Annotated in this window: 18 protein-coding genes and 1 tRNA gene; 9 read left to right on the forward strand and 10 right to left on the reverse strand. The window is 72.1% G+C overall.

Features of this window, described 5'->3' with window-relative positions; translation table 11 throughout:
• The first annotated feature begins 137 nt into the window (after positions 1-137).
• Both WJM95_RS05615 and WJM95_RS05620 read left to right on the forward strand, forming a co-directional pair.
• Positions 138-1895: a S8 family peptidase gene (locus tag WJM95_RS05615; protein ID WP_339128343.1), complete on the forward strand. Its 1758-nt coding sequence runs from the start codon at positions 138-140 to the stop codon at positions 1893-1895.
• A gap of 67 nt (positions 1896-1962) precedes the next feature.
• The gene (locus WJM95_RS05620) at positions 1963-2571 is read left to right on the forward strand and encodes a hypothetical protein (protein ID WP_339128345.1); all 609 of its coding nucleotides are present in this window, start codon (positions 1963-1965) and stop codon (positions 2569-2571) included.
• A 99-nt stretch (positions 2572-2670) separates the two neighbouring features.
• On the opposite strand, the gene mshC is transcribed toward WJM95_RS05620, so the two are convergent.
• The 4 genes from mshC to WJM95_RS05640 form a co-directional block, all read right to left on the reverse strand.
• Positions 2671-3900: a cysteine--1-D-myo-inosityl 2-amino-2-deoxy-alpha-D-glucopyranoside ligase gene (mshC, locus tag WJM95_RS05625; RefSeq protein WP_339128347.1), complete on the reverse strand. Its 1230-nt coding sequence runs from the start codon at positions 3898-3900 to the stop codon at positions 2671-2673.
• A 149-nt stretch (positions 3901-4049) separates the two neighbouring features.
• Positions 4050-4877 carry an SCO1664 family protein gene (locus WJM95_RS05630; protein WP_339128348.1) on the reverse strand — a complete coding sequence of 276 codons (828 nt, stop codon included), beginning with the start codon at positions 4875-4877 and terminating at the stop codon, positions 4050-4052.
• Positions 4841-5431, reverse strand: coding sequence for a DUF3090 domain-containing protein (locus WJM95_RS05635; RefSeq protein ID WP_339128349.1), 591 nt, complete (start codon positions 5429-5431; stop codon positions 4841-4843). The genes WJM95_RS05630 and WJM95_RS05635 overlap by 37 nt, the downstream gene beginning before the upstream one ends.
• A gap of 117 nt (positions 5432-5548) precedes the next feature.
• On the reverse strand, positions 5549-6235 hold the full coding sequence (locus WJM95_RS05640; protein ID WP_339128351.1) for a histidine phosphatase family protein: 687 nt from the start codon (positions 6233-6235) through the stop codon (positions 5549-5551).
• A gap of 164 nt (positions 6236-6399) precedes the next feature.
• Here WJM95_RS05640 and corA point away from each other — a divergent pair, with 164 nt between their 5' ends.
• Positions 6400-7398 (forward strand): magnesium/cobalt transporter CorA, encoded by a 999-nt coding sequence (gene corA / locus WJM95_RS05645; RefSeq protein ID WP_339135371.1) that lies wholly within the window; start codon positions 6400-6402, stop codon positions 7396-7398.
• Positions 7399-7411: 13 nt separating this feature from the next.
• Here the strand turns inward: corA and WJM95_RS05650 are convergent, their stop codons facing one another.
• Both WJM95_RS05650 and WJM95_RS05655 read right to left on the reverse strand, forming a co-directional pair.
• Entirely contained in the window at positions 7412-8200 is a 789-nt protein-coding gene (locus WJM95_RS05650) for a ferritin-like domain-containing protein (RefSeq protein ID WP_339128352.1), read from the reverse strand.
• A gap of 227 nt (positions 8201-8427) precedes the next feature.
• Complete coding sequence (locus tag WJM95_RS05655) at positions 8428-9483, reverse strand: LLM class F420-dependent oxidoreductase (RefSeq protein ID WP_339128353.1); 1056 nt, start codon at positions 9481-9483, stop codon at positions 8428-8430.
• A gap of 155 nt (positions 9484-9638) precedes the next feature.
• Here WJM95_RS05655 and WJM95_RS05660 point away from each other — a divergent pair, with 155 nt between their 5' ends.
• Both WJM95_RS05660 and WJM95_RS05665 read left to right on the forward strand, forming a co-directional pair.
• Positions 9639-10622, forward strand: coding sequence for an aldo/keto reductase (locus WJM95_RS05660; protein WP_339128354.1), 984 nt, complete (start codon positions 9639-9641; stop codon positions 10620-10622).
• Complete coding sequence (locus tag WJM95_RS05665) at positions 10619-12892, forward strand: helix-hairpin-helix domain-containing protein (RefSeq protein WP_339128355.1); 2274 nt, start codon at positions 10619-10621, stop codon at positions 12890-12892. Before WJM95_RS05660 ends, WJM95_RS05665 begins: the two co-directional genes overlap by 4 nt.
• Positions 12893-13375: 483 nt before the next feature.
• Here WJM95_RS05665 and WJM95_RS05670 read toward each other — a convergent pair whose 3' ends face one another.
• Positions 13376-14074: a hypothetical protein gene (locus WJM95_RS05670; RefSeq protein ID WP_339128356.1), complete on the reverse strand. Its 699-nt coding sequence runs from the start codon at positions 14072-14074 to the stop codon at positions 13376-13378.
• 47 nt (positions 14075-14121) lie between these two features.
• Here WJM95_RS05670 and WJM95_RS05675 point away from each other — a divergent pair, with 47 nt between their 5' ends.
• Positions 14122-14310 carry a DUF5703 family protein gene (locus WJM95_RS05675; RefSeq protein WP_081223519.1) on the forward strand — a complete coding sequence of 63 codons (189 nt, stop codon included), beginning with the start codon at positions 14122-14124 and terminating at the stop codon, positions 14308-14310.
• Positions 14311-14484: 174 nt separating this feature from the next.
• Here the strand turns inward: WJM95_RS05675 and WJM95_RS05680 are convergent, their stop codons facing one another.
• From WJM95_RS05680 to WJM95_RS05690, 3 genes are all read right to left on the reverse strand, one after another.
• Positions 14485-15465 carry a chaplin gene (locus WJM95_RS05680; protein ID WP_339128359.1) on the reverse strand — a complete coding sequence of 327 codons (981 nt, stop codon included), beginning with the start codon at positions 15463-15465 and terminating at the stop codon, positions 14485-14487.
• Positions 15466-15637: 172 nt separating this feature from the next.
• Complete coding sequence (gene chpH / locus WJM95_RS05685; protein ID WP_339128361.1) at positions 15638-15871, reverse strand: chaplin ChpH; 234 nt, start codon at positions 15869-15871, stop codon at positions 15638-15640.
• Positions 15872-16107: 236 nt separating this feature from the next.
• Complete coding sequence (locus WJM95_RS05690; protein ID WP_339128362.1) at positions 16108-17433, reverse strand: M20/M25/M40 family metallo-hydrolase; 1326 nt, start codon at positions 17431-17433, stop codon at positions 16108-16110.
• Positions 17434-17620: 187 nt separating this feature from the next.
• Between WJM95_RS05690 and WJM95_RS05695 the strand changes: the two genes are divergently transcribed.
• From WJM95_RS05695 to WJM95_RS05705, 3 genes are all read left to right on the forward strand, one after another.
• Positions 17621-17708, forward strand: a tRNA-Leu gene (locus WJM95_RS05695).
• Positions 17709-18137: 429 nt separating this feature from the next.
• A complete protein-coding gene (locus WJM95_RS05700; protein WP_339135372.1) occupies positions 18138-19073 on the forward strand; it encodes a glycoside hydrolase family 11 protein in 936 nt (311 codons plus the stop codon).
• A 34-nt stretch (positions 19074-19107) separates the two neighbouring features.
• A complete protein-coding gene (locus WJM95_RS05705; protein ID WP_339128364.1) occupies positions 19108-20109 on the forward strand; it encodes a polysaccharide deacetylase family protein in 1002 nt (333 codons plus the stop codon).
• Positions 20110-20435: the final 326 nt, after the last annotated feature.

Genomic DNA, 20435 nt, shown 5'->3' on the forward strand with positions numbered 1-20435 from the left:
CACGTTGCCCAATTCAACTTGTTCTCAAACCAAATTGGCGAATTCGGGGTGGACGGGATGCCGGGGGCGTGCCAGGTTGTGCGTCGAACGGCACACGCAGGGACCGGCACCCCAGGGATCGAAGGGAGCGGTACGCGATGACCGACCAGGTACAGCCGGCGCAGGACCCGGGAACGTCCGGGCCGGGCCCCGACGGAGCGGGATTCACCTACCGAGGAGCCGAGCAGGAACTGATCGTCGTCGCCCGTCCGGAGGCCAGGCTGCGCGCACGGGCCGAGGGCGTCCGCTCCGCGGCGGGCGCCGACGTCTCGGCCCTCGACATGTTCCTCAGTGACGAACAGCTCGTCCTGGAGCCGCTGTTCGGCAGCGAGGAACGGCTGCGGCCGTCGCCCGCGGGCACCGGGAGCGGGCCCGACCTCGCGCTCTTCTACCGGCTGCGCGGCGCGCGGAACCGCGCCCAGGAACTGCGCGCACGGATCGCGGCGCTTCCGGGGATCGAGGCGGCGTACGTGAAGCCCGGCGCCGTACCCGCGTCGCCGCGGCCGGCGCCGTGGACGGGCCCGGGCACGACGCCGGGCACGGACGACGGCGGGCGGCTGAAGGAAGGGGCGCCCGTCACACCGGACTTCACCAGCAGGCAGGGCTATCTGCGCCCGGCGCCCGAGGGCGTCGACGCGTACTGGGCGTGGCAGCGGCCGGGCGGTTCGGGCCAGGGCGTCACGGTGATCGACGTGGAGGGCGCCTGGCAGCTCGGGCACGAGGACCTGTCGTCCAGGCTCGCCGGCGTGGTCGTCGGCACACCGCACACGGATCTCGCCTGGCGCAACCACGGCACCGCCGTCATCGGAGTGCTCGGCGGCGACCGCGACGAGCGCGGGATCACCGGGATCGTGCCGGACGCGGTGACCGCGGCCGCGTCCTTCCAGGGCATCGGGACGGCCGCGGCGATCCACGCGGCGGCGGAACGGCTGAGCCCGGGCGACATCGTCCTGGTCGAACTGCACGCCCCCGGGCCCCGGTTCGACTTCGAGGAGCGTGACAGCCAGGCGGGGTACATCGCGCTGGAGTGGTGGCCCGACGACTTCGCCGCGATCCAGGACGCGACGGCCCGGGGCATCGTCGTGGTCGCGGCGGCGGGCAACGGCGGCGAGTCGCTCGACGACGCGCTCTACGAACGGCGGCCCGCGGAGTTCCCCGCGTGGTGGCGCAACCCCTTCAACCCCTCGAACCCGTCCTCCGGTGCCGTCCTGGTCGGGGCGGGAGCGCCGCCGCCCGGCACGCACGGCCGCGACCACGGGCCGGACCGTTCACGGCTCGCGTTCTCCAACTACGGCGCGCGCGTGGACGCCCAGGGCTGGGGTCGCGAGGTCACGACCACCGGCGGCTTCTGGGACCGGCCCGGAGATCTCCAGGGCGGGGCCGAGGAGATCGCCTGGTACACGGACACGTTCTCGGGGACCTCATCCGCCTCCCCGGTGGTGGTCGGCGCCCTGGCCTCGCTCCAGGGCATGCTCAGGGCCGCGGGCCAGGCGCCGATGTCCTCGGAACGTGCGCGCGTCCTGCTGCGGGCGACGGGTTCCCCGCAGCAGGACGCGCCGGGCCGGCCCGCCTCCCAGCGGATCGGCAGCCGGCCGGACATCAGGTCCGCGGTCACCCGGCTGCTGCCGGAGGCGGTCGGTTCGGGCCGTGCGGAGCGGTACTGGGACGAACTGCTGCCGTATCCGCGTGAACTCCCGCCGAGGCTCCGGCTGTACGTGTCCGGTGCCTGGCGCAGTCTCGACCGTCCGTCCCCCGAGATCCGCCAGGCGGTGCACTCCGCCTTCGCGGGGGGACGGCCCGACGTACGGGTCTGGTTCGCGGACGACGAGATCGTCGGCCTGGTCGTCACGGGCTGAGGACGTGGTCCGACCGATCCCGACCCGACGGAACGCAACCAACCATGAATGGAAGGTGGCACGCAGCATGAGCACGATCCCGCAGATGAGCCAGCAGGGACAGCAGCAGTACCCGAGCACCTCGCCCTACCAGCAGCAGGGCTTCGGGCAGCAGATGCCGATGGGCCAGCAGCAGCCGGCCGTACAGCAGATGCCGTTCGGGCAGCAGGCGCAGCAGTCCTTCGGCCGGCAGGAGATCGGGCAGCAGGTTCCGCAGCACCTCCAGCAGCAGCTCCAGCAACTCGGCCAGCAGCAGCCGTTCCACCAGCTGCTCCAGCAGCTCGGCGGTCAGCAACTGGGCGGTCAGCAGCTCGGCGGCCAGCAGGTGGGCGGTCAGCACGTGGGGGGCCAGCAGCACCAGCAGATCCAGCAGGGCGAGCCGCTGATCCTTCAGAGCGCCGTCGAGAACCGGTCGCTCGCCATCGGCACGGCCCAGCACTTCCAGGACGTCGTCACCCCGCTGCCGGGCCAGCCGCAGGCCCTGTACCTGTTCATCGACAACGGCTGGCGCAGGCTGGTGCACCCCGATCCGTTGACCCATGAGGTGGTCCAGCGTGCCTTCGCCTTCGGGCAGCAGGTCCACGGGATCTACGACATCGGTACCGGTGCCCTCCAGTCCGTGATCGTGACCAGGTAGCGAGAAAGGGCCCCAGGAACGTGGAGAGTGCCGGGCGGAGGATCTCCGCCCGGCACTCGGGTGTCCCGCCGCGCCCGTGGAGCGGCGCGGGACGTGGTCCTACAGGGCGACGCCGAGGAGGGCGTCCACGGCCCGCGAGACGATGCCGGGGGCACCCTCGTCGGTGCCGCCCGACGCGTGCTGGAGCGCGGCCCAGCGGTCGACCGCGGCAAGCGCGGCGGGTGCGTCGAGGTCCTCGGCGAGCGCGGCGCGGATCTCCTCCACGAGCACCTCGGCGGGCGGCCCGTCGGGGCGGGACACCGCGGCCCGCCAGTCGTCCAGGCGCGCGAGGGCCTCTTCGAGGACGCCGTCCGTCCACTCCCAGTCGGAGCGGTAGTGGTGCGCGAGCAGCGCCAGGCGGATGGCGGCGGGGTCGACGCCGTCGTGCCGCAGCCGGGACACGAAGACGAGGTTGCCCCTGGACTTCGACATCTTCTCGCCGTCCAGCGCGACCATGCCGGCGTGGACGTACGCCTTGGCCATCGGGAACTCGCCGGTCAGCACCTGGGCGTGCGAGGCGCCCATCTCGTGGTGCGGGAAGGCGAGGTCGGAGCCGCCGCCCTGGACGTCGAAGCCCATGCCCAGGTGGTCGAGGGCGATGGCGACGCACTCGATGTGCCAGCCGGGGCGGCCGCGGCCCAGAGAGCCGCCGTCCCAGCTCGGCTCGCCCTCGCGGGCGGCCATCCACAGCATCGGGTCGAGGGGGTTCTTCTTGCCGGGCCGGTCCGGGTCCCCGCCGCGTTCCGCGGAGAGGAGGCGCATGGTGGCGGCGTCCAGGTTGGACACCTTGCCGAAGTCGGGGTCGGCCTCGACGGAGAAGTAGACGTCGCCTTCGAGTTCGTAGGCGGCGCCGGCGTCGCGCAGCCGCTCGACGAGCGGCACGATGCCGGGTATCGCCTCGACGGCGCCTATGTAGTGGCGCGGCGGCAGCATCCGCAGCGCGGTCATGTCCTCACGGAAGAGGGCGGTCTCCTTCTCGGCGAGTCCCACCCAGTCGACGCCGTCGCGTTCGGCCCGCTCCAGCAGCGGGTCGTCGACGTCCGTCACGTTCTGGACGTAGTGAACCTGCCGCTTGGTGTCGAGCCACACGCGCTGCACGAGGTCGAACGCGTTGTAGGTCGCCGCGTGTCCCATGTGGGTGGCGTCGTACGGCGTGATGCCGCAGACGTAGATACGGGCGACGGGACCGGGGGCGAGGGTGACGAGCCCACCGGTCGCGGTGTCGTGGATCCGGAGGTCGCGGCCCTCACCAGGCAGGGCGGGGACCTCAGAAGCGGGCCAGGCATACATGTCATGAGCCTAACCGGACGGGACTTCCGCATACGAACCGGGCAGCGTCTGAGACCCGGAAGCCCTGTCCCGCCACGGCCGGACCGGGTCACGCGGCGCCCGCCCGCGCGGTCCGGGGCCCCAGACCCGGGGGCCCCAGACCGGGGGCCCTAGACCGGGGGCCAGGGGATCGCGGGCCAGTCCCCGCTCGGCTCCGGGTGTCTCCCCGAGGCCAGCATGGCCCCGACCCGGGCGCGCGTGGCCTCGATCTCGGCCGGGGTGACGAGTTCGGCCAAGCGGGTGGCCAGCGGCCCCCCGGGCGCCAGCGAGTCGCGCAGCGAGCCCAGGACCTCCAGGGCCTCGTCCGTGAGCGGCTCGCCCGCCCATCCCCACAACAGGGTGCGCAGTTTGTTCTCGGCGTTGAAGGTGACCCCGTGGTCGATGCCGTAGAGGCGGCCCTCCCGCGTGGGCAGCAGATGGCCGCCCTTGCGGTCGGCGTTGTTGATCACGGCGTCGAGGACGGCGAGCCGGCGCAGCCGGACGTCGTCGGCGTGCACGAGCAGGGCCGTCTCGCCCTCGCCGACCTCGGCGAACCCGATGGCCTTCCAGCCCTCGGCGGGCTCCTCGCCCTCCACGAGCGCGAGCAGTCCCTCGCCGTCGCCGGCGGCGGAGGGCTCGATCCACATCTGGCACATGCCCTCGCCGTACGGCCCGTCGCGCAGCACGGTGGTGGGCACGAGCCCCCAGCCGGTGGCCTCGGAGACCTCGTAGGCCGCGACCTCGCGCTGGGCGAGGGTGCCGTCGGGGAAGTCCCACAGGGGCCGTTCCCCGGCGACGGGCTTGTAGACGCAGAAGGCCTCACGGCCCTCGTAGGACACGGAGCAGTACAGGACCGCGTTCGAGGCCTCGCGGATCTGTCCCCGTACCTTCAGCTCGCCCCGGGCGAGCAGTTCGGCGGTGGTCACGCTCCGCGGCGGTATCCGTTCTGGCGCGGACATACGTGTCCTTCCGGGTCGAGCGGGAGGCTGCACAGCGGGCAGGGGGGCCGGCCGGCGTTGACGACGTCGAGGGCGCGTTTGGCGAAGGCCCTGGCCTGCGCGCCGGTGAGGCGGACGCGGAGCATGGGCGGGCCGTTCTCCTCGTCCTGGAGGAGCCGCTCCTCGGCCTCGGCGAGGTCCTCGTCGGACTCCGCCTCGACCTCGACGAGGGCCTGCGCCTCGACGATCATGCGCTGTTCCTCGCCGTCCCAGGCGAGCGCCATGGTGCCGACCCGGAACTCCTCCTCGACGGGGGTGTCCAGGGGCGCGGTGTCGGAGACCTCGGCCGGGGCCATCGCCGGGACCGGGGCGCTGCCCCCGGTGCGCCGGACGACCTCGTCGAGGAGTTCGTCCATCCGCTCGGCGAGTGCGGCGACCTGGGTCTTCTCCAGGGCCACGCTCGTCACCCGGGGGCCGGAGGATGCCTGGAGGAAAAAGGTACGGCGTCCGGGCAACCCGACCGTACCGGCGACGAAACGGTCCGGGGGGTCGTAGAGGAACACCTGACGGGACACGTCCTGTCTCCATTGAATCGGCATGAGGGCCGGCTGACCGCGCCGGCCCGCATCGGCTGAGAACGGGTTGACAACTGCTGTGCTGGTTCGACCGCTTCACCCTACTGCGGCCGACGATCACGGTGCGCCCGCACCGCCCCCGACCGGAGCGTCGCCGCCCGGGGTTTCCTCGCGCGGGGCCAGGGAAGCAAGATCGCCGGTGTCCCCGAGACGCACGAGAAAGGGCCTGAGACGGGTGTAACGGATCGCTGTGATGGAACACGGTTCGACAGAGATCCGCTGAAAGAGGTCGAGATGAAGTCCGAGTGCGTCGGCGACGAGCGACTTGATGATGTCGCCGTGCGAACACATGAGGTAGACCGCGTCACCGCCGTGGTCGCGCTCCACGCGCGCGTTCCACTCGCGTACCGCCTCGGCGGCGCGGGTCTGCATGGCCCGCATCGACTCGCCGCCCGGGAACGCGGCCGCCGACGGATGTGCCTGGACGACGTCCATCAGGGGCTCGTCCTTGAGCTCGGCCAGCTTGCGGCCCGACCAGTCGCCGTAGTGCGCCTCCCCTATGCGTTCCTCGGTGTGGACGGGGACGTCGGGGCGGGCCTCCAGGAGCGGCTGGACGGTCTCGCGGCAGCGCTGGAGGGGGCTGGTGACGACCTCGGCGATCGGCAGCCCGGCGAGCCGGCCGGGCAGGGCCGCGGCCTGCTGCGTACCGCGCTCGTCGAGGGCGACGCCGGGCGTCCAGCCGGCGAGCAGTCCCGCGGTGTTGGCGGTGGAGCGTCCGTGCCGGACGAGGATCAGGGTGGGCATGCGGCCCAGCGTAAACGGACGGCCCCGGAAGACGGCGGGGCCTGTGGAAAGCGGGCCCCCGGAGGCGGTAGGACCTGTGGAGATCGGGCCTCGGAAGACCGTGGGCCCTGTGGAATGCCGGCCCCGGTGTGCGATGCGGCCGTGACGACGGGAGAATGCGCACCGTGATCGTCGACTGCGCCATGTATCGCGACGGCCGCCGTACCGAGGGCGCCGACGACTTCTCCGACGCCCTGGCGCTGTGCAGGGCCGGCGGGGACTCCTTCGTGTGGATCGGCCTGCACGAGCCGACGGAGGACGAGTTCGACCTGGTCACGCAGGAGTTCGGGCTCCATCCGCTGGCGGTCGAGGACGCCCTCAAGGCCCATCAGCGGCCCAAGCTGGAGGTGTACGAGGACTCGCTGTTCGTCGTCCTCAAGCCGGTGTCGTACGAACCGAAGGGCGACACCGTCACCTCGGGAGAGGTCATGGTCTTCGTGGGCGACTCCTTCGTGGTGACCGTGCGGCACGGCGAGGAGTCGCCCCTCAAGGGGGTCAGACAGCGTCTGGAGTCGGATCCCGAGATGCTGCGGCACGGGCCGACGGCGGTGCTCTACGCGATCGCGGACGACACGGTGGACCACTACCTGGAGGTGGCGACCGAGCTGGGCACCGACCTGGACGAGCTGGAGGCGGAGGTGTTCTCGCCGCAGCTGGGCGGGTCGCGGAACACGGCGTCGCGGATCTACGGGTTCAAGCGGCAGGTCCAGGAGTTCCGCCGGGCCACGGTGCCGCTGGCGGTGCCGCTCGGCCGGCTCTCGGGCACGGGCATGAAGGGGGCGGCCGTGCCGTTCGTGGACGAGAAGGCGCAGCCGTTCTTCCGTGACGTCAACGACCATCTGCTGCGGGTCAACGAGTCCGTGGAGGCACTGGACCGGCTGGTGTCCGACATCCTCTCGGCGCATCTGGCGCAGATGAGCGTGCGGCAGAACGACGACATGCGGAAGATCTCCGCGTGGGCGGCCATGGCCGCGGTCCCCACGATGATCGCGGGGATCTACGGCATGAACTTCGACCACATGCCCGAGCTGCACTGGCTGTGGGGGTATCCGGTGGTGATCGCGCTGATGGTCGTCCTGGAGATCCTGCTGTTCCGGCTCTTCAAGCGCAGGGGCTGGCTGTAGGTCCGCGCGCGGGTCAGGCGAATTCCGGCGCGGTCGTGGCGGGACCGTCGAGGGCGCCGCGCCGCTCGGGCATCTCCAGGGTGACCATGCGGCGCCAGCCGGCGGCGCGCTCGTAGGCGTACACGGCGTGGATGCCCGCGGCCAGGACGGCGGCCTTGGCCCGGGACCAGCCGAGGAGCGCGCCCATGCGGGCCATCACGGCGAGGCTGACGTCCCGATAGACGCGGATCTCGGCGAGCGCGCACTCGCGCAGGGCCCGCTGGATGGCGCGGCCGTGGCCTGCGTGGGCGAAGCGCAGCAGTTCCTCGTGGCAGTAGGCGAGGTGGTTGCCCTCGTCGGCCGAGATCATCCTGACCGCGCGGCCGATGTCGGGGTGGTCGGCGAAGTGGCGGCGCAGCAGGTCCATCTGTTCGGAGGCGCGCTGTTCGGTGACACGGCTGTGCGCCAGGTAGGTGACGATGTCCCGCACGGTGAGGGGCTGCTCGCTCCTGAGCCTGTCGTGGGCCAGGCCGATGCCGTTGCGTTCCAGGAGCATCGTGTAGTCGGTGTCGGGGGGCACCTCGACGGGCTGGAGGCCGCGCTTCTTCAGGAGGGCGTTGAAGATGCGGCCGTGCTTGTCCTCGTCGGCGCCGTGCCGGGCGATCCTGGGGGCCAGCGCGCGTTCCCCGGCCGGGACCAGGGCGGCGATCCGGGCGTTCTCCCAGCCGCCCTGGGACTCTCCGCCGGCGGCGATGGAGCAGAAGAGGCGGTACGACTCGTCGTGGTCGAGGATCTCCTGGAACAGGCTCTTGGCGGACAGCATCTTTGACACCCTCTCTCCGGAGTTGCGCAGAAAACGAGTCAAATGGGTTGTTCGTGACCCGGCAACCGATGTGTCCGACAAATCGGCCGAACGACGGACGACGGAGCGGGTCCGGATGCGTAACCAAGGGGCTGTCGGCGCGTTGTTCTCCGTGACGGCCGTGGCGGGGAAGACCCCCGAGCCCCCACCACGGCCGCAGAACTTTCCCGGCGTCCCTCCCGCCGGGGTTACGCGAGTCCAGCCCGCTCCATGGCCTCGGAGCCGGCCCGCAGCGAGGCGAGCCGGTCATCCAGCGTGAAGCCGGCGGGGGCCAGCGTGAGCGTGGTGACCCCGGCGGCGGCGTAGGCCTTCATGCGGTCGGCGATGCGGTCCACGGAGCCGAGCAGGGTCGTCTGGTCGATCAGGGCGTGCGGGATGGCGGCGGCGGCGCCGTCCTTGTCACCGGACAGGTACTTGTCCTGGATCTCGGCGGCTTCCTTCTCGTATCCCATGCGCTGGGCGAGCTGGTTGTAGAAGTTCTGCTTGCGGCTGCCCATGCCTCCGACGTACAGCGCGGTGTACGGGCGGAACATGTCGGCGAGCGCGGGGACGTCCTTGTCGGCGCCGACGGCGAGCGGAAGGGTCGGGCAGACGTCGAACCCCTCCATGGTCCGGCCGGCCTTCTCACGGCCCGCGCGCAGGTGCCGGATCGCCGTGTCCTCCAGGTGTTCGGCCGAGGGGAAGATGAGCAGCGCGCCGTCGGCGATCTCGCCGGTCTGCTCCAGGTTCTTCGGGCCGATCGCGGCGATGTAGAGCGGGATGTGCTCGCGCTCCGGGTGCACGGTCAGCTTGAGCGGCTTGCCGGGACCGCCCGGCAGCGGCAGGGTCCAGTGCTCGCCCTCGTACGACAGCCGCTCGCGCGTCATGGCCTTGCGCACGATCTCCACGTACTCGCGGGTGCGGGCCAGCGGCTTGTCGAACTTGACGCCGTACCAGCCCTCGGAGACCTGGGGTCCGGAGACGCCGAGGCCGAGGCGGAAGCGGCCGCCCGACAGCGAGTCCAGGGTCGCCGCGGTCATCGCGGTCATCGCCGGCTGACGGGCCGGGATCTGGAAGATGGCCGAGCCGACGTCGATGCGCTCGGTCTGGGCGGCGACCCAGCTGAGCACGGTGGCCGCGTCGGAGCCGTAGGCCTCCGCGGCCCAGCAGACGGCGTATCCGAGCCGGTCGGCCTCCTTGGCCACGGCGAGGTTGTCCGCGTCCATTCCGGCGCCCCAGTAGCCGAGATTGATGCCGAGCTGCATGGCCGATCCCCTTACTGATCAGTAACGTCCCTTGTGTCCGAGACCCTAGCGTGCGGGCGCCCCGGTCGGGGAGCCCGTCCCGCGTGGCCTTCGCCGGGATTTCCGTTGTCCACAGGCCCCCACACCGCCGGTGCCGGACAGTAATCTCGGCGTCCATGGAGCAGAGGCATCTCGGCCGTACCGGCCTGCGTGTTTCCCGGATCGGGCTCGGCACCCTCACATGGGGCCGGGACACCGACGAGCATGACGCCGCGGACCTCTTGAAGACGTTCTGGGAAGCGGGCGGGAACCTCGTCGACACGGCGGACGTGTACGGCGACGGGGAGGCCGAGTACCTCCTCGGACAGCTGATGGAAAGGCTCGTTCCGCGCCGGGATCTGGTCATCTCGACGAAGGCGGGGAGCGTGCGCGAGCCGGACCGCCGCTTCGACGGCTCGCGCAGCCATCTGCTGTCGGCCCTGGACGCCTCGCTCGCCCGCCTGGGCACCGACCACGTGGACGTGTGGCACGTGCACGCCTACGACCCCGACACGCCGCTCGACGAGACCCTCCAGGCCCTCGACCTGGCCGTCAGCAGCGGCCGCGCGCGCTACGCGGGCGTGTCCAACTTCTGCGGCTGGCAGCTCGCCAAGGCCGCCACCTGGCAGCTCTCCGCGCCCGGCATACGCACCCGGCTGGCCAGTACGCAGATGGAGTACTCCCTGTTGCAGCGCGGCATCGAGCGCGAGGTGCTGCCCGCCGCCCTCGACCTGGGCATCGGCCTGCTGCCCTCCTCGCCGCTCGGGCGCGGTGTGCTCACCGGCAAGTACCGGGGCGGGACCCCGGCCGACTCCCGGGGCGGTTCCGAACACCTCGCGCCCTTCGTCGCGCCCTATCTCGACGAAACGGCGAGCGGCGTGGTGGAGGCCGTGACGACCGCGGCGGACGGTCTGGCCGTGAGCGCGCTCCAGGTGGCACTGGCCTGGGTCCGCGACCGGCCCGGGGTCGTCGCCCCCATCGTCGGCGCGCGCAACGCGCAGCAGCTCACGGCCGCGTTGTCAGTGGAGGCGCTTAGTCTTCCTGACGAGATCTGCCGGGCGCTCGACGACGTGTCGGCCCCGGTGCACCACTATCCCGATCACGACTGGAGCACGCTGTGAGCACGGAGCCCGAGACCACTCAGGACGCGGAGCCGGGGACGCCGGGCGCGGACACGGCCGTCGACGCCCCTGAGCCGACGGGCGAGGGCGTGGACGGGGCGGAAGCCCGCTCCGGGGACGGGGACGTCCCCGCGGGCGAGGACACGGAGCCGGGCGAGGGCACGGAGCCGGGCGCCGGGACGGCCGGGACCGGCGAGAGCAGCGAGAGCGGCGAAGGCGGCACTCAGGTCTCCGAGGCCGCCGCCGAGCTCGCGGCCCAGCGGGTGGAGCGGGAGCGGATCGAGCGGCGCAAGGCGGAGAAGCACGCGCCGATCGAGGCCGGAGGGAAGCTCAGCGGCACGGCCGCGGACCTGCTCGCGGCCGTGCGGGCCGTGGAGAGCGGCGAGAAGCCCGTGGCCACCGCCTTCCGCGAGCCCGACCCCGCGCCGCGCAGGGCCGCCCCGGAACCCGTACGACGGCCGCAGCCGGTCCCCGCGCAGAGCGCGCCCGCACCGGGCGCGACGCCGGAAGCCGTCGCCGCCGTCCGCTCCGTGCTGGCCGGGGGCGGCGCCCCCGAGGCGCTCGCGGCCCCGGTCGTGGCGGTTCTGGGCGAGGGCGCCGAGGGCGTGCTCCGGGAGGATCCCTGGCAGTTGCTGCGGGTCCCAGGAGTCAGGCCCGAGCAGGCCGACGGGTTCGCCCGCGCGCTGCTCGGCGCGGAGTGCGGCCCGGACGACGAACGCCGCGGCACGGCGCTGACCGTGTGGCTGCTGGAGCAGGCGGCCGTCGCGGGACACACCGCGCTGGACGCCCCGGCCCTCGTCGCCGCGCTGTCCCAGCAGTCGGTCCCGGACCCGGACACGGCCGTGCAGAGCGCTCTCGCGGAGGGCGAGGCCCTGGTCTTCCAGGACGCGCTGGACAGCGCTCCCCCGGCCCCGGCGGTCCAGGACGAGACGGAGGAGCCGCAGGAGCGCCCGGTGCGCATCCTGATCGGCCTGGAGCGTTACGCGCTGGCCGAGGAGAGTCTCGCCGACGGACTCGCCCGGCTGATGAACTCGGTGCCCAAGGAGGACGGTTCGGCCGCCGACTGGGAGCGGGCGGCCTCCTCGGCACCCCGCTCCGCCGGCGAGCTGGTCCGCGCGGTCGCCACGCACGGCCTGGTGCTGCACACCGGCGGCGAGGCCTCGCGGTCCGAGGCGGCGGCGCTGCTGCACGCGGCACGCGCGCTCGGCCTCCGCGGCTGGGCGGCCGCCCACACCCCGGGCGGACGCGACGGCTTCGCGGCACGGTTCGAGCCGGCCGAGGACTCCCCCCGCCCCGGCACGGACGGCGCCGCGACCGGGGCCGCCACGGTCGCCGGACTGCTCTCGGGCGCCGAGGGCCCCGGCCGGGACGCGGACGGCGCCCTGGACCTGGACGTCCTGGTCGTCCTCGACGCGCCGCAGCTCGATGTGGAGACGGCGGCGGTGCTCGTGGAGTCGCTGCCGGACGGGGCACGGCTCGTGCTGAGCGGTGACCCGGGTGTGCTGTGGTCGGCGGGCCCCGGCCGGGTCTTCGCGGATCTGCTCGCCGCCCGCGCCTGCCCGCAGGTGGCCTCGCGGACCCCCGACCCCGGGCCCATCGGGGAGCTGGTCTCCGGCATCGGCATCGGCGAGCTCACCCAGGTCGAGGCGCCCGGCAAGGAGGTCGTGATCGTCCCGGTGCGCGACGCGGGCGAGGCGGTCCACCGTACGGTCCAGCTCGTCGCGGACTCGGTGCCGCGCGCGATCGGCGTCCCGGCCGAGCAGACGCAGGTCATCACCCCGGGGCACGGGGGCGCGGTCGGCACCCGCGCCCTGAACGCGGCGCTCAAGGAACGGCTGAACCCCGGTCCCGGCCGCTTCGGCGGCTTCGACCCGGGCGACCGGATCGTCCACTCCCCCGCTCCCGGCCGTGCGCTGCCGGGCCGGGTCGTGAAGGCCGACGCCGAGGGGCTGCACCTGGACTGCGCGGGTGACCCCGTCGTCGTGGCGAAGGAGCGGGTGGAGCAGACGGTGCGGCACGGCTGGGCGCTCACGGCGCACCAGGCGGTGGGGCTGCGCTGGCCGGCCGCGGTCGTGGTGCTCCCGGGCGACGCCGCGGCGGCCCTGACCCGGCCCTGGGTCTACACGGCCTTCGGACGGGCCGAGCGTCATCTGTCGGTCGTGCACGGAGTGGAGCAGGCGCTGCCGCACGCGGTGGCGGAGGTCCCCCAGAAGGCGCGCACGACGCGCCTCCAGGCCCTGCTGAAGGCACAGACGCCGACGGCGGACTGATCGGCGCAGGGCCCGCGCGCCGGTCGGCCTCGGCTTCGCCGCCGGGCCTGCGCCGCGACCGGCCGGCCCGGAGGGTGCGCGGGCCGGGCGCCGGGGTTTCGCGGCGGCCTGCCCCCGGGCCGCGGGCCGGGCGCCGGGCTTGCGCCGCGGCCTGCCCCGGGGTTCGCGGGCTCGGGCCATGCATGCGGCGCCCGGGCCGCACCTGCCCGGGGCGCAGGGCTCAGGCCGGGCGGGCTCGGGCCATGCGGCGCCGGGGGCACGCGGTCGGCGCGCCTCGCGGGGCCGTCGGCCGGGCTCTGTGGCCCCGGGGTGGAAACGCAGGGGGCGGCCACCGGATCCGGTCACCACCGCCCACGGGCCACGTAGGCCCCTCTCAGCACCTCGCGGGGCCGTCGTCCGGGCGCTGCGGCCCCGGAGTGGAAACGCAAGAGTGGCGGCCACCGGCATCCGGTGACCGCCACCCAAGGGGCCGGGTGGGCCCTCTCAGCGATCCGCGTCCAGCGGGTCCGGGGAGTCGATCTCCCCGTCGGGGCCGAGGTCGTCGTCCAGATCGTCGTCGTCCGCGTCCTCGTCGAACACGGCGCTGACGTCGAAGCGGCAGACGACCCGCTGCGGGTCGATCGACTCGAAGGGCGTCTCCAGCCATTCCCCCGGCTCGGCGGGTTCGTCGGCGGCGGTCACCCAGAGCGTGGAGTCACCCTCCTCCAGCCCGAATTCCTTGTGCCGGGTGGCGATCTCGTCCGGCTCGAACTCGCCGAAGAGGACCCCGAGAGCTCCGTGGACGGTACCGGCCGCCGCGTCGAAGCCCTCGCTGGCGGTGGCGCCGTCCTCCTCCACCGCCTCCACCCGCTGGGCCTGCGCCAGCAGCCGCTGCGGCTCCACCACGGCGTAGTCCCGGCGGATCACCACGCTCAGCGCGTTCGGCTCCTCGGGACCGGTGTACGGCGGCAGCGTGTCGTCACCGCCGGGGATCTCGAAGGGCGTGACCTCGTCGTAGCGGTCGTAGAGGAGCTCGTCGTACTCCTCGGCCGCCGCGGCGAGCTCGTTGAAAGCCTCGTAGACGTCCGGGTCGTCGTCGCCGGTCCTGCGCTCGACCGCGGCCAGGTGGCGGTCGAGCGCGGCCTTGACAGCCTCAGCGGCGGCGCGTACCTCGGCAGCGGTGGGCTGCACAGCATCAGACATAGTGCAGACGCTATCCGTACAGGGCCTCTGCCCGCACAATAGATGCGATGCCGGAATACGAATTTGTCGACGTGTACGTACCTCGCGGGGTCTCCCGCAAGGAGACGACACGTCTGCTGACGGACCATGCCGAGTACGGACACTGGGAGTTGGACCGCCTGAGCCTGCTCCGTGACGGCAGCCGCAGAGTGCGGCTGCGCCGACGGATCATCCGACAGGTACGCGCCACGTGGTGACAGACGGCCGCTGAACCGTTGCGGGCCCCGTCGTCGCGGGGCCCGCACCTCGTTCACGTCACGGGAGAAGGCCGTGGCCGCCCGGTCGCAGCCGCGCCGCGCGGCGATGGCCGCTGCGCGGGCCGGGTCATGTCCACGCCCCACCCCCCGATGCGATCATCGCACCGCCGCGCGTCACGCCGCGGCGCGCGCCCGGCGGTAGAGCACGGCTCCGGCCAGCAGCGCGGCGGCTCCGGCCGGTACGACCGCTCCGATCGGCAGGTCGCTGCCCGTGTGGGCCAGCTCGGCCGCGCTGTCGGCGGCCGGCGTCCGCACGACGGCCCGCGCATTCGGCCCGCCGACCTGCACGACACCGCTGCGGTGCTTGCCGCCGCCGCCGCCCGGGGTCGACGTGCCCGGGTGGGCCGGGGTTCCGGGGTTGCCGGGGTTTCCCGGAGTTCCCGGAGTTCCCGGAGTTCCCGGAGTACCGGGCTGACCAGGGGTTCCGGGAGTTCCCGGCTGACCCGGGTGGCCCGGCTGACCCGGATGTCCCGGGTGCCCGGGCCCGCCGGGGTGACCAGGGTGGCCGGGATGACCCGGGTGCTCGCAGTGACCGTGGTGTCCCGGGTGCCCGGGCTCGCCCGGGTGGCCCGGATGTCCGGGGTGACCGGGCTCGCCCGGGTGGCCGGGGTGTCCGGGGTGCCCCGGGTGGTGTGTGTCGTGGCCGCCCGTGGACGAGCCGTTCGCGCAGCTGTCGCCCCCCGCCGCGTTGCCGATCCCCACCACGTTCACGCTGTTGCCGCAGGCGTTGACCGGGACGTCCACCGGAACCTGCACCTGGTTGCCGGAGCCCACGCCCGGCGAGTGGGCGGTGCCGCCGCCGGCCCGCGAGCCACCGCCCGAACCGGTCCCCCGGTGGCCGGACGAACCGCCGCCGTGGTTGACGCAGGTGTTGCCCATCGCCGGGTTGAGCAGCCCGACCACGTTCACGGTGTTGCCGCAGGCGTTGACCGGCACGTGCACCGGAGCCTGCACCGAGTTGCCCGACAGCACGCCGGGAGAGTCCGAGGCGGAGCCGAACGCGCCCGAGTCGGCGTGTGCGGAGACAGCGGTGACCGCGAGTACACCACCGGCCGCCGCCACGGTCATCAGGCCCTTGCGGGTGACCTGTCGCATAGCTGAAATCCCTGTCTTGAGTCCTTGGGACGTGGACCAACAGTCCTTGGGACGTGGACCATCGAGAACACGCGCACACCACTCGACGTGCGCGGGGAAGCCGGTCGGCCCCGGAGCGCATGGCGCGCGCTCCGGGGCGGACGGGCTCAGACCTTCACGAGGAGCCGCAACGTCAGTGGTTGAAGCAGGTGTTGCCGAAGGCGGGGTTCAGCAGCCCGATCACGGAGATCGTGTTGCCGCAGACGTTCACGGGAACGTGGACGGGAACCTGGACGACGTTGCCGGAGGCGACGCCCGGGGAACCCACAGCGGCACCCTGCGCACCGGAGTCGGCGACGGCCAGACCCGCACCCGCGAGAACGAGACCACTCGTGGCGACAGCGGCGGCGACGATCTTCTTGATCATTATTCCTCCTGGTAGGCAAATGCGGTCCAAAGCAGCGGATCGCAACACCTGTAACGAGGAGGGAGTAGTAGAGCTATGGGCTTATGGTCGCATTCACCCGTCCCGGGCGATCTCCGCACGCGCGGGCGAATGACGGCGTCAACACGCCGCACCAGGCCGTCAACACGCCGCACCTGCCCGGCGGCACGGCAGCCCGGCCCGCCGGTGCGGGGCCGGTGCGTGCCGCCGGTGGCACCTCAGGACGCGTCGATGAACCGGTCGAGCACGCGGACGCCGAACTGGAGCGCGTCCACCGGCACCCGCTCGTCGACACCATGGAACATCCCCGCGAAGTCCAGCTCCGGGGGCAGCTTGAGCGGGGCGAAGCCGAAGCAGCGGATGCCGAGATCGGCGAAGGACTTGGCGTCGGTGCCGGCCGAGAGCATGTACGGCACGGCACGGGCGATCGGGTCCTCGGCCGAGAGCGCGGTCTGCATGGCGTCGACGAGGGCGCCGTCGAAACCGGTCTCCAGCGCCTTGTCCGCGTGCACGTCCTCGCGCTTGACCCGGGGGCCGAGGATCCGGTCGAGGTCGGCGAGGAACTCCTCCTCGTAGCCCGGCAGATAGCGTCCGTCGACGTGCGCCGTGGCCTGACCGGGAATGACGTTGACCTTGTAACCGGCGCCCAGCTGGGTCGGGTTGGCCGTGTTCTGGAGGGAGGCGCCGATGAGCTTGGCGATGCCGCCGAGCCTGGCGAGCGTCTCGTCCATGTTCTCGGGGTCGAGCTCCGTGCCCAGCGCGTCGCCGAGCTCGTCGAGGAAGTGGCGCAGGGTCTTCGTCACCCGCACCGGGAACTTGTGCCGGCCGAGCCGTCCGACGGCCTCGGAGAGCTCGGTGATCGCGTTGTCCTTGTGGATCATCGAACCGTGCCCGGCGGTGCCGTCCACGGTCAGCTTCATCCAGTGCATGCCCTTCTGCGCGGTCTCCACGAGATACAGCCGCAGCTTCTCGTTGACCGTGAAGGAGAACCCGCCGACCTCGCCGATCGCCTCGGTGACACCGTCGAACAGGCCCGGGTGCTTGTCGACCAGGTGCCGGGCGCCGAACGTGCCGCCCGCCTCCTCGTCCGCGAGGAAGGCGAGGACGATGTCACGCGGCGGCTTGCGGCCGCTGCGCATCCGCTCCCGTACGACCGCCAGCGTCATGGCGTCCATGTCCTTCATGTCGACGGCGCCGCGGCCCCAGACCATCCCGTCGGCGATCTCGCCCGAGAAGGGGTCGTGGGTCCAGTCCGCCGCGTTGGCCGGTACGACATCGGTGTGGCCGTGGATGAGCAGCGCGGGCCGCGAGGGGTCCTCGCCCTCGATGCGGGCCACCGTGGAGGCACGCCCCTGGTGCGACTCGAAGATCTGCGGCTCCAGGCCGACCTCGGCGAGCTTCTCCGCGACGTACTCCGCGGCCTTGCGCTCACCGGGGCCCGAGTGGTCCCCGTAGTTGCTGGTGTCGATCCGGATCAGCTCACGACAGAGGTCCACGACCTCGTCCTCGCCCGTGACGTTCCTGGTCGTGCCGCTCTCGCTCACGCTGCTTCCTCCCGCTGTCGCCGCTGGTGGTCCCCCTCATCCTCTCCCCGACCCGCCCTCGGACCCAAGGGCGGGCCCGTCCCGTCACGTGCCGTTCACGCCGCGACGGGGGGTGATCGGGGACCCCGGAAAGCCTGGTAATGTTCCACCTGTCGCCGCGAGGGAAACCCCGCGCGACAGACACCTTGTCCGGGTGGCGGAATGGCAGACGCGCTAGCTTGAGGTGCTAGTGCCCTTTATCGGGCGTGGGGGTTCAAGTCCCCCCTCGGACACCAGCAGGACCCCACTCCGGTGGGGTCTTTTGCGTTTCCGGGTCGCGCTCCGCCGACCGAGCCCGACCTCGACCCTCGCCGAACAATTCGGGAAGTCTTCGAAAGTTTCGAGAATCGGCGCACCTGTATTGATCTTGACAAGCGAGCCGTCGGTGACCAGCTTGCGCCGAGCCAGGCATTCGACCCGGCTGAACAGGCACGACACCCTCTCGCAAGCCCGTCGACCGCGACGAATGTTTCGGGCATCGTGCCGAAACCATTGACACTTGACAGGGCCAGTTCAACACTGTGGGCGATTCGCAGCGCGTCACCTCACGAGAACGAGGAGGAAACACACACATGACCGACGCATCCGCACATCCGCCGGGCCGCCGCAGCGGTCGCCCGGGGACGTTCCGTCACCTCAGGCTGCTCATCAGCGGGCTCTGCACCATGCTGCTGGTCGCCGTGGCCGCGATGACCCTGCCCGGCACTGCCCAGGCCGACTCGGTCATCACCTCGAACCAGACCGGCACCAACAACGGGTACTACTACTCGTTCTGGACCGACAGCAGCGGCACGGTGTCCATGAACCTGGGCTCCGGCGGCACCTACGGCACCTCATGGAGCAACACCGGGAACTTCGTCGCCGGCAAGGGCTGGAGCAACGGCGGACGACGGAGTGTCACCTACTCGGGCAGCTTCAACCCCTCGGGCAACGCCTACCTGTCCCTCTACGGGTGGACCTCCAACCCGCTCGTCGAGTACTACATCGTCGACAACTGGGGCACCTACCGGCCCACGGGGACGTTCATGGGCACCGTCACCAGCGACGGCGGCACCTACGACATCTACAAGACGACGCGGACCAACGCCCCCTCCGTCGAGGGCACCCGCACCTTCGACCAGTACTGGAGCGTCCGCCAGTCGAAGCGGACCGGCGGGACCATCACGACCGGCAACCACTTCGACGCCTGGGCCCGCGCCGGAATGAACCTGGGCAGCTTCAACTACTACATGATCCTCGCCACCGAGGGTTACCAGAGCAGCGGGAACTCCAACATCACCATCGGCGACGCCGGATCGGGCGGCGGGTCCGGCGGCGGCACGGGCGGCGGCTCCGGCGGATGCGCCGCGACCCTGTCGGCCGGCCAGCAGTGGAGCGACCGGTACAACCTCAACGTGGCCGTCACCGGTTCCAGCAACTGGACCGTGACGATGAACGTGCCGTCCCCGGCGAAGGTCCTCTCCACCTGGAACATCAGCGCGAGCTACCCCAGCGCCCAGGTCCTGACCGCGAAACCCAACGGCAGCGGCAACACCTTCGGCGTCACCGTCCAGGCGAACGGCAACTGGACCTGGCCCACGGTCTCCTGCACCGCGAGTTGACCCCCGCCCCCACCAGGCCGAAGGAGCACTTCGCATGAGATTCCGCACCAGATTCGGACGACTCGGCCCGTTACGCACGCTCGTCACGGGACTGGCCGTCGTGGCGACGGCCGCCGCCGGCACCCTCGCCCTCGGCACCGGACCGGCGAGCGCCGCCACCTGCAACGGGTACGTCGGACTCACCTTCGACGACGGGCCGTCCAGCACCACGTCGAGCCTGCTCAACGCCCTCAGGCAGAACGGGCTGCGGGCCACCATGTTCAACGAGGGCCAGTACGCGGCGTCCAACCCGTCGCAGGTACGGGCCCAGGTCGACGCCGGCATGTGGGTGGGCAACCACAGCTACACCCATCCGCATCTCACCCAGGAGAGCCAGGCCCAGATCGACTCGGAGATCTCCCGGACCCAGCAGGCCATCGCGGGCGCCGGCGGCGGCACCCCGAAGCTGTTCCGCCCGCCGTACGGAGAGACCAACGCGACGGTCAAGGCCGTCGAGGCCCGGTACGGCCTGACCGAGATCATCTGGGACGTCGACTCGCAGGACTGGAACGGCGCGAGCACCGACGCGATCGTGCAGGCGGCCGGCCGGCTCACCAGCGGTCAGGTCATCCTCATGCACGACTGGCCCGCCAACACGATCGCCGCGATCCCGCGCATCGCACAGGGACTGGCCTCGCGCGGCCTGTGCGCCGGGATGATCTCCCCGGGGACCGGTCGTGCCGTGGCGCCCGACGGTGGCGGCACGGGCGGCGGCGGCGGTGGCGGCGGTGGCGGGTGCACCGCGACGCTCTCGGCCGGCCAGCAGTGGAGCGACCGGTACAACCTCAACGTCGCGGTCACCGGCTCGGACAACTGGACCGTGACCATGAACGTCCCCGCTCCCGAGAAGATCCTCTCGACCTGGAACATCAGCGCGAGCTACCCCAGCGCCCAGGTCCTGACCGCCAAACCCAACGGCAGCGGCAACACCTTCGGCGTCACCATTCAGACCAACGGCACCTGGACGTGGCCGACGGTCTCCTGCGCCACGGGCTGACCCGGCGGAACCCCACCGAGGAACAGCGCCGCCCCGCGTCACCCGCACAGCGGGCGAGGGCCCCGGTCACCGGACCGGGGCCCTCGCTCACTGTGTTCACGACGTCACGCAAAGATGTGGGGCAGATCTCGTCACGCTGACGTATTCGCACGTCACAGCGCTGGAGGAAGGGGGCGCGGGACCCCCTCGGGACCGTCTCGCATCGCTGATCCGCAGGTCCGAAGCTAGCGTCGTACTAAAATTGCAGGCTTGTTCGGAGCTGGACCGGAATATCCCCAGGCGTACCTGCGGGCCCACCGGCTCCCCGGAGCATCCGGGAACAACAC

The organism is Streptomyces sp. f51, assembly GCF_037940415.1.
In the GTDB taxonomy this organism is placed as follows: domain Bacteria; phylum Actinomycetota; class Actinomycetes; order Streptomycetales; family Streptomycetaceae; genus Streptomyces.

Excerpts from the sequence above, each read along its gene's own strand:
- WJM95_RS05615 (WP_339128343.1), top strand. The coding sequence starts at position 138 with ATGACCGACCAGGTACAGCCGGCGCAGGACCCGGGAACGTCCGGGCCG.
- WJM95_RS05620 (WP_339128345.1), top strand. The coding sequence starts at position 1,963 with ATGAGCACGATCCCGCAGATGAGCCAGCAGGGACAGCAGCAGTACCCG.
- mshC (WP_339128347.1), bottom strand. The coding sequence starts at position 3,900 with ATGTATGCCTGGCCCGCTTCTGAGGTCCCCGCCCTGCCTGGTGAGGGC.
- WJM95_RS05630 (WP_339128348.1), bottom strand. The coding sequence starts at position 4,877 with ATGTCCGCGCCAGAACGGATACCGCCGCGGAGCGTGACCACCGCCGAA.
- WJM95_RS05640 (WP_339128351.1), bottom strand. The coding sequence starts at position 6,235 with ATGCCCACCCTGATCCTCGTCCGGCACGGACGCTCCACCGCCAACACC.
- WJM95_RS05650 (WP_339128352.1), bottom strand. The coding sequence starts at position 8,200 with ATGCTGTCCGCCAAGAGCCTGTTCCAGGAGATCCTCGACCACGACGAG.
- WJM95_RS05655 (WP_339128353.1), bottom strand. The coding sequence starts at position 9,483 with ATGCAGCTCGGCATCAATCTCGGCTACTGGGGCGCCGGAATGGACGCG.
- WJM95_RS05660 (WP_339128354.1), top strand. The coding sequence starts at position 9,639 with ATGGAGCAGAGGCATCTCGGCCGTACCGGCCTGCGTGTTTCCCGGATC.
- WJM95_RS05670 (WP_339128356.1), bottom strand. The coding sequence starts at position 14,074 with ATGTCTGATGCTGTGCAGCCCACCGCTGCCGAGGTACGCGCCGCCGCT.
- WJM95_RS05675 (WP_081223519.1), top strand. The coding sequence starts at position 14,122 with ATGCCGGAATACGAATTTGTCGACGTGTACGTACCTCGCGGGGTCTCC.
- WJM95_RS05680 (WP_339128359.1), bottom strand. The coding sequence starts at position 15,465 with ATGCGACAGGTCACCCGCAAGGGCCTGATGACCGTGGCGGCGGCCGGT.
- chpH (WP_339128361.1), bottom strand. The coding sequence starts at position 15,871 with ATGATCAAGAAGATCGTCGCCGCCGCTGTCGCCACGAGTGGTCTCGTT.
- WJM95_RS05700 (WP_339135372.1), top strand. The coding sequence starts at position 18,138 with ATGCTGCTGGTCGCCGTGGCCGCGATGACCCTGCCCGGCACTGCCCAG.
- WJM95_RS05705 (WP_339128364.1), top strand. The coding sequence starts at position 19,108 with ATGAGATTCCGCACCAGATTCGGACGACTCGGCCCGTTACGCACGCTC.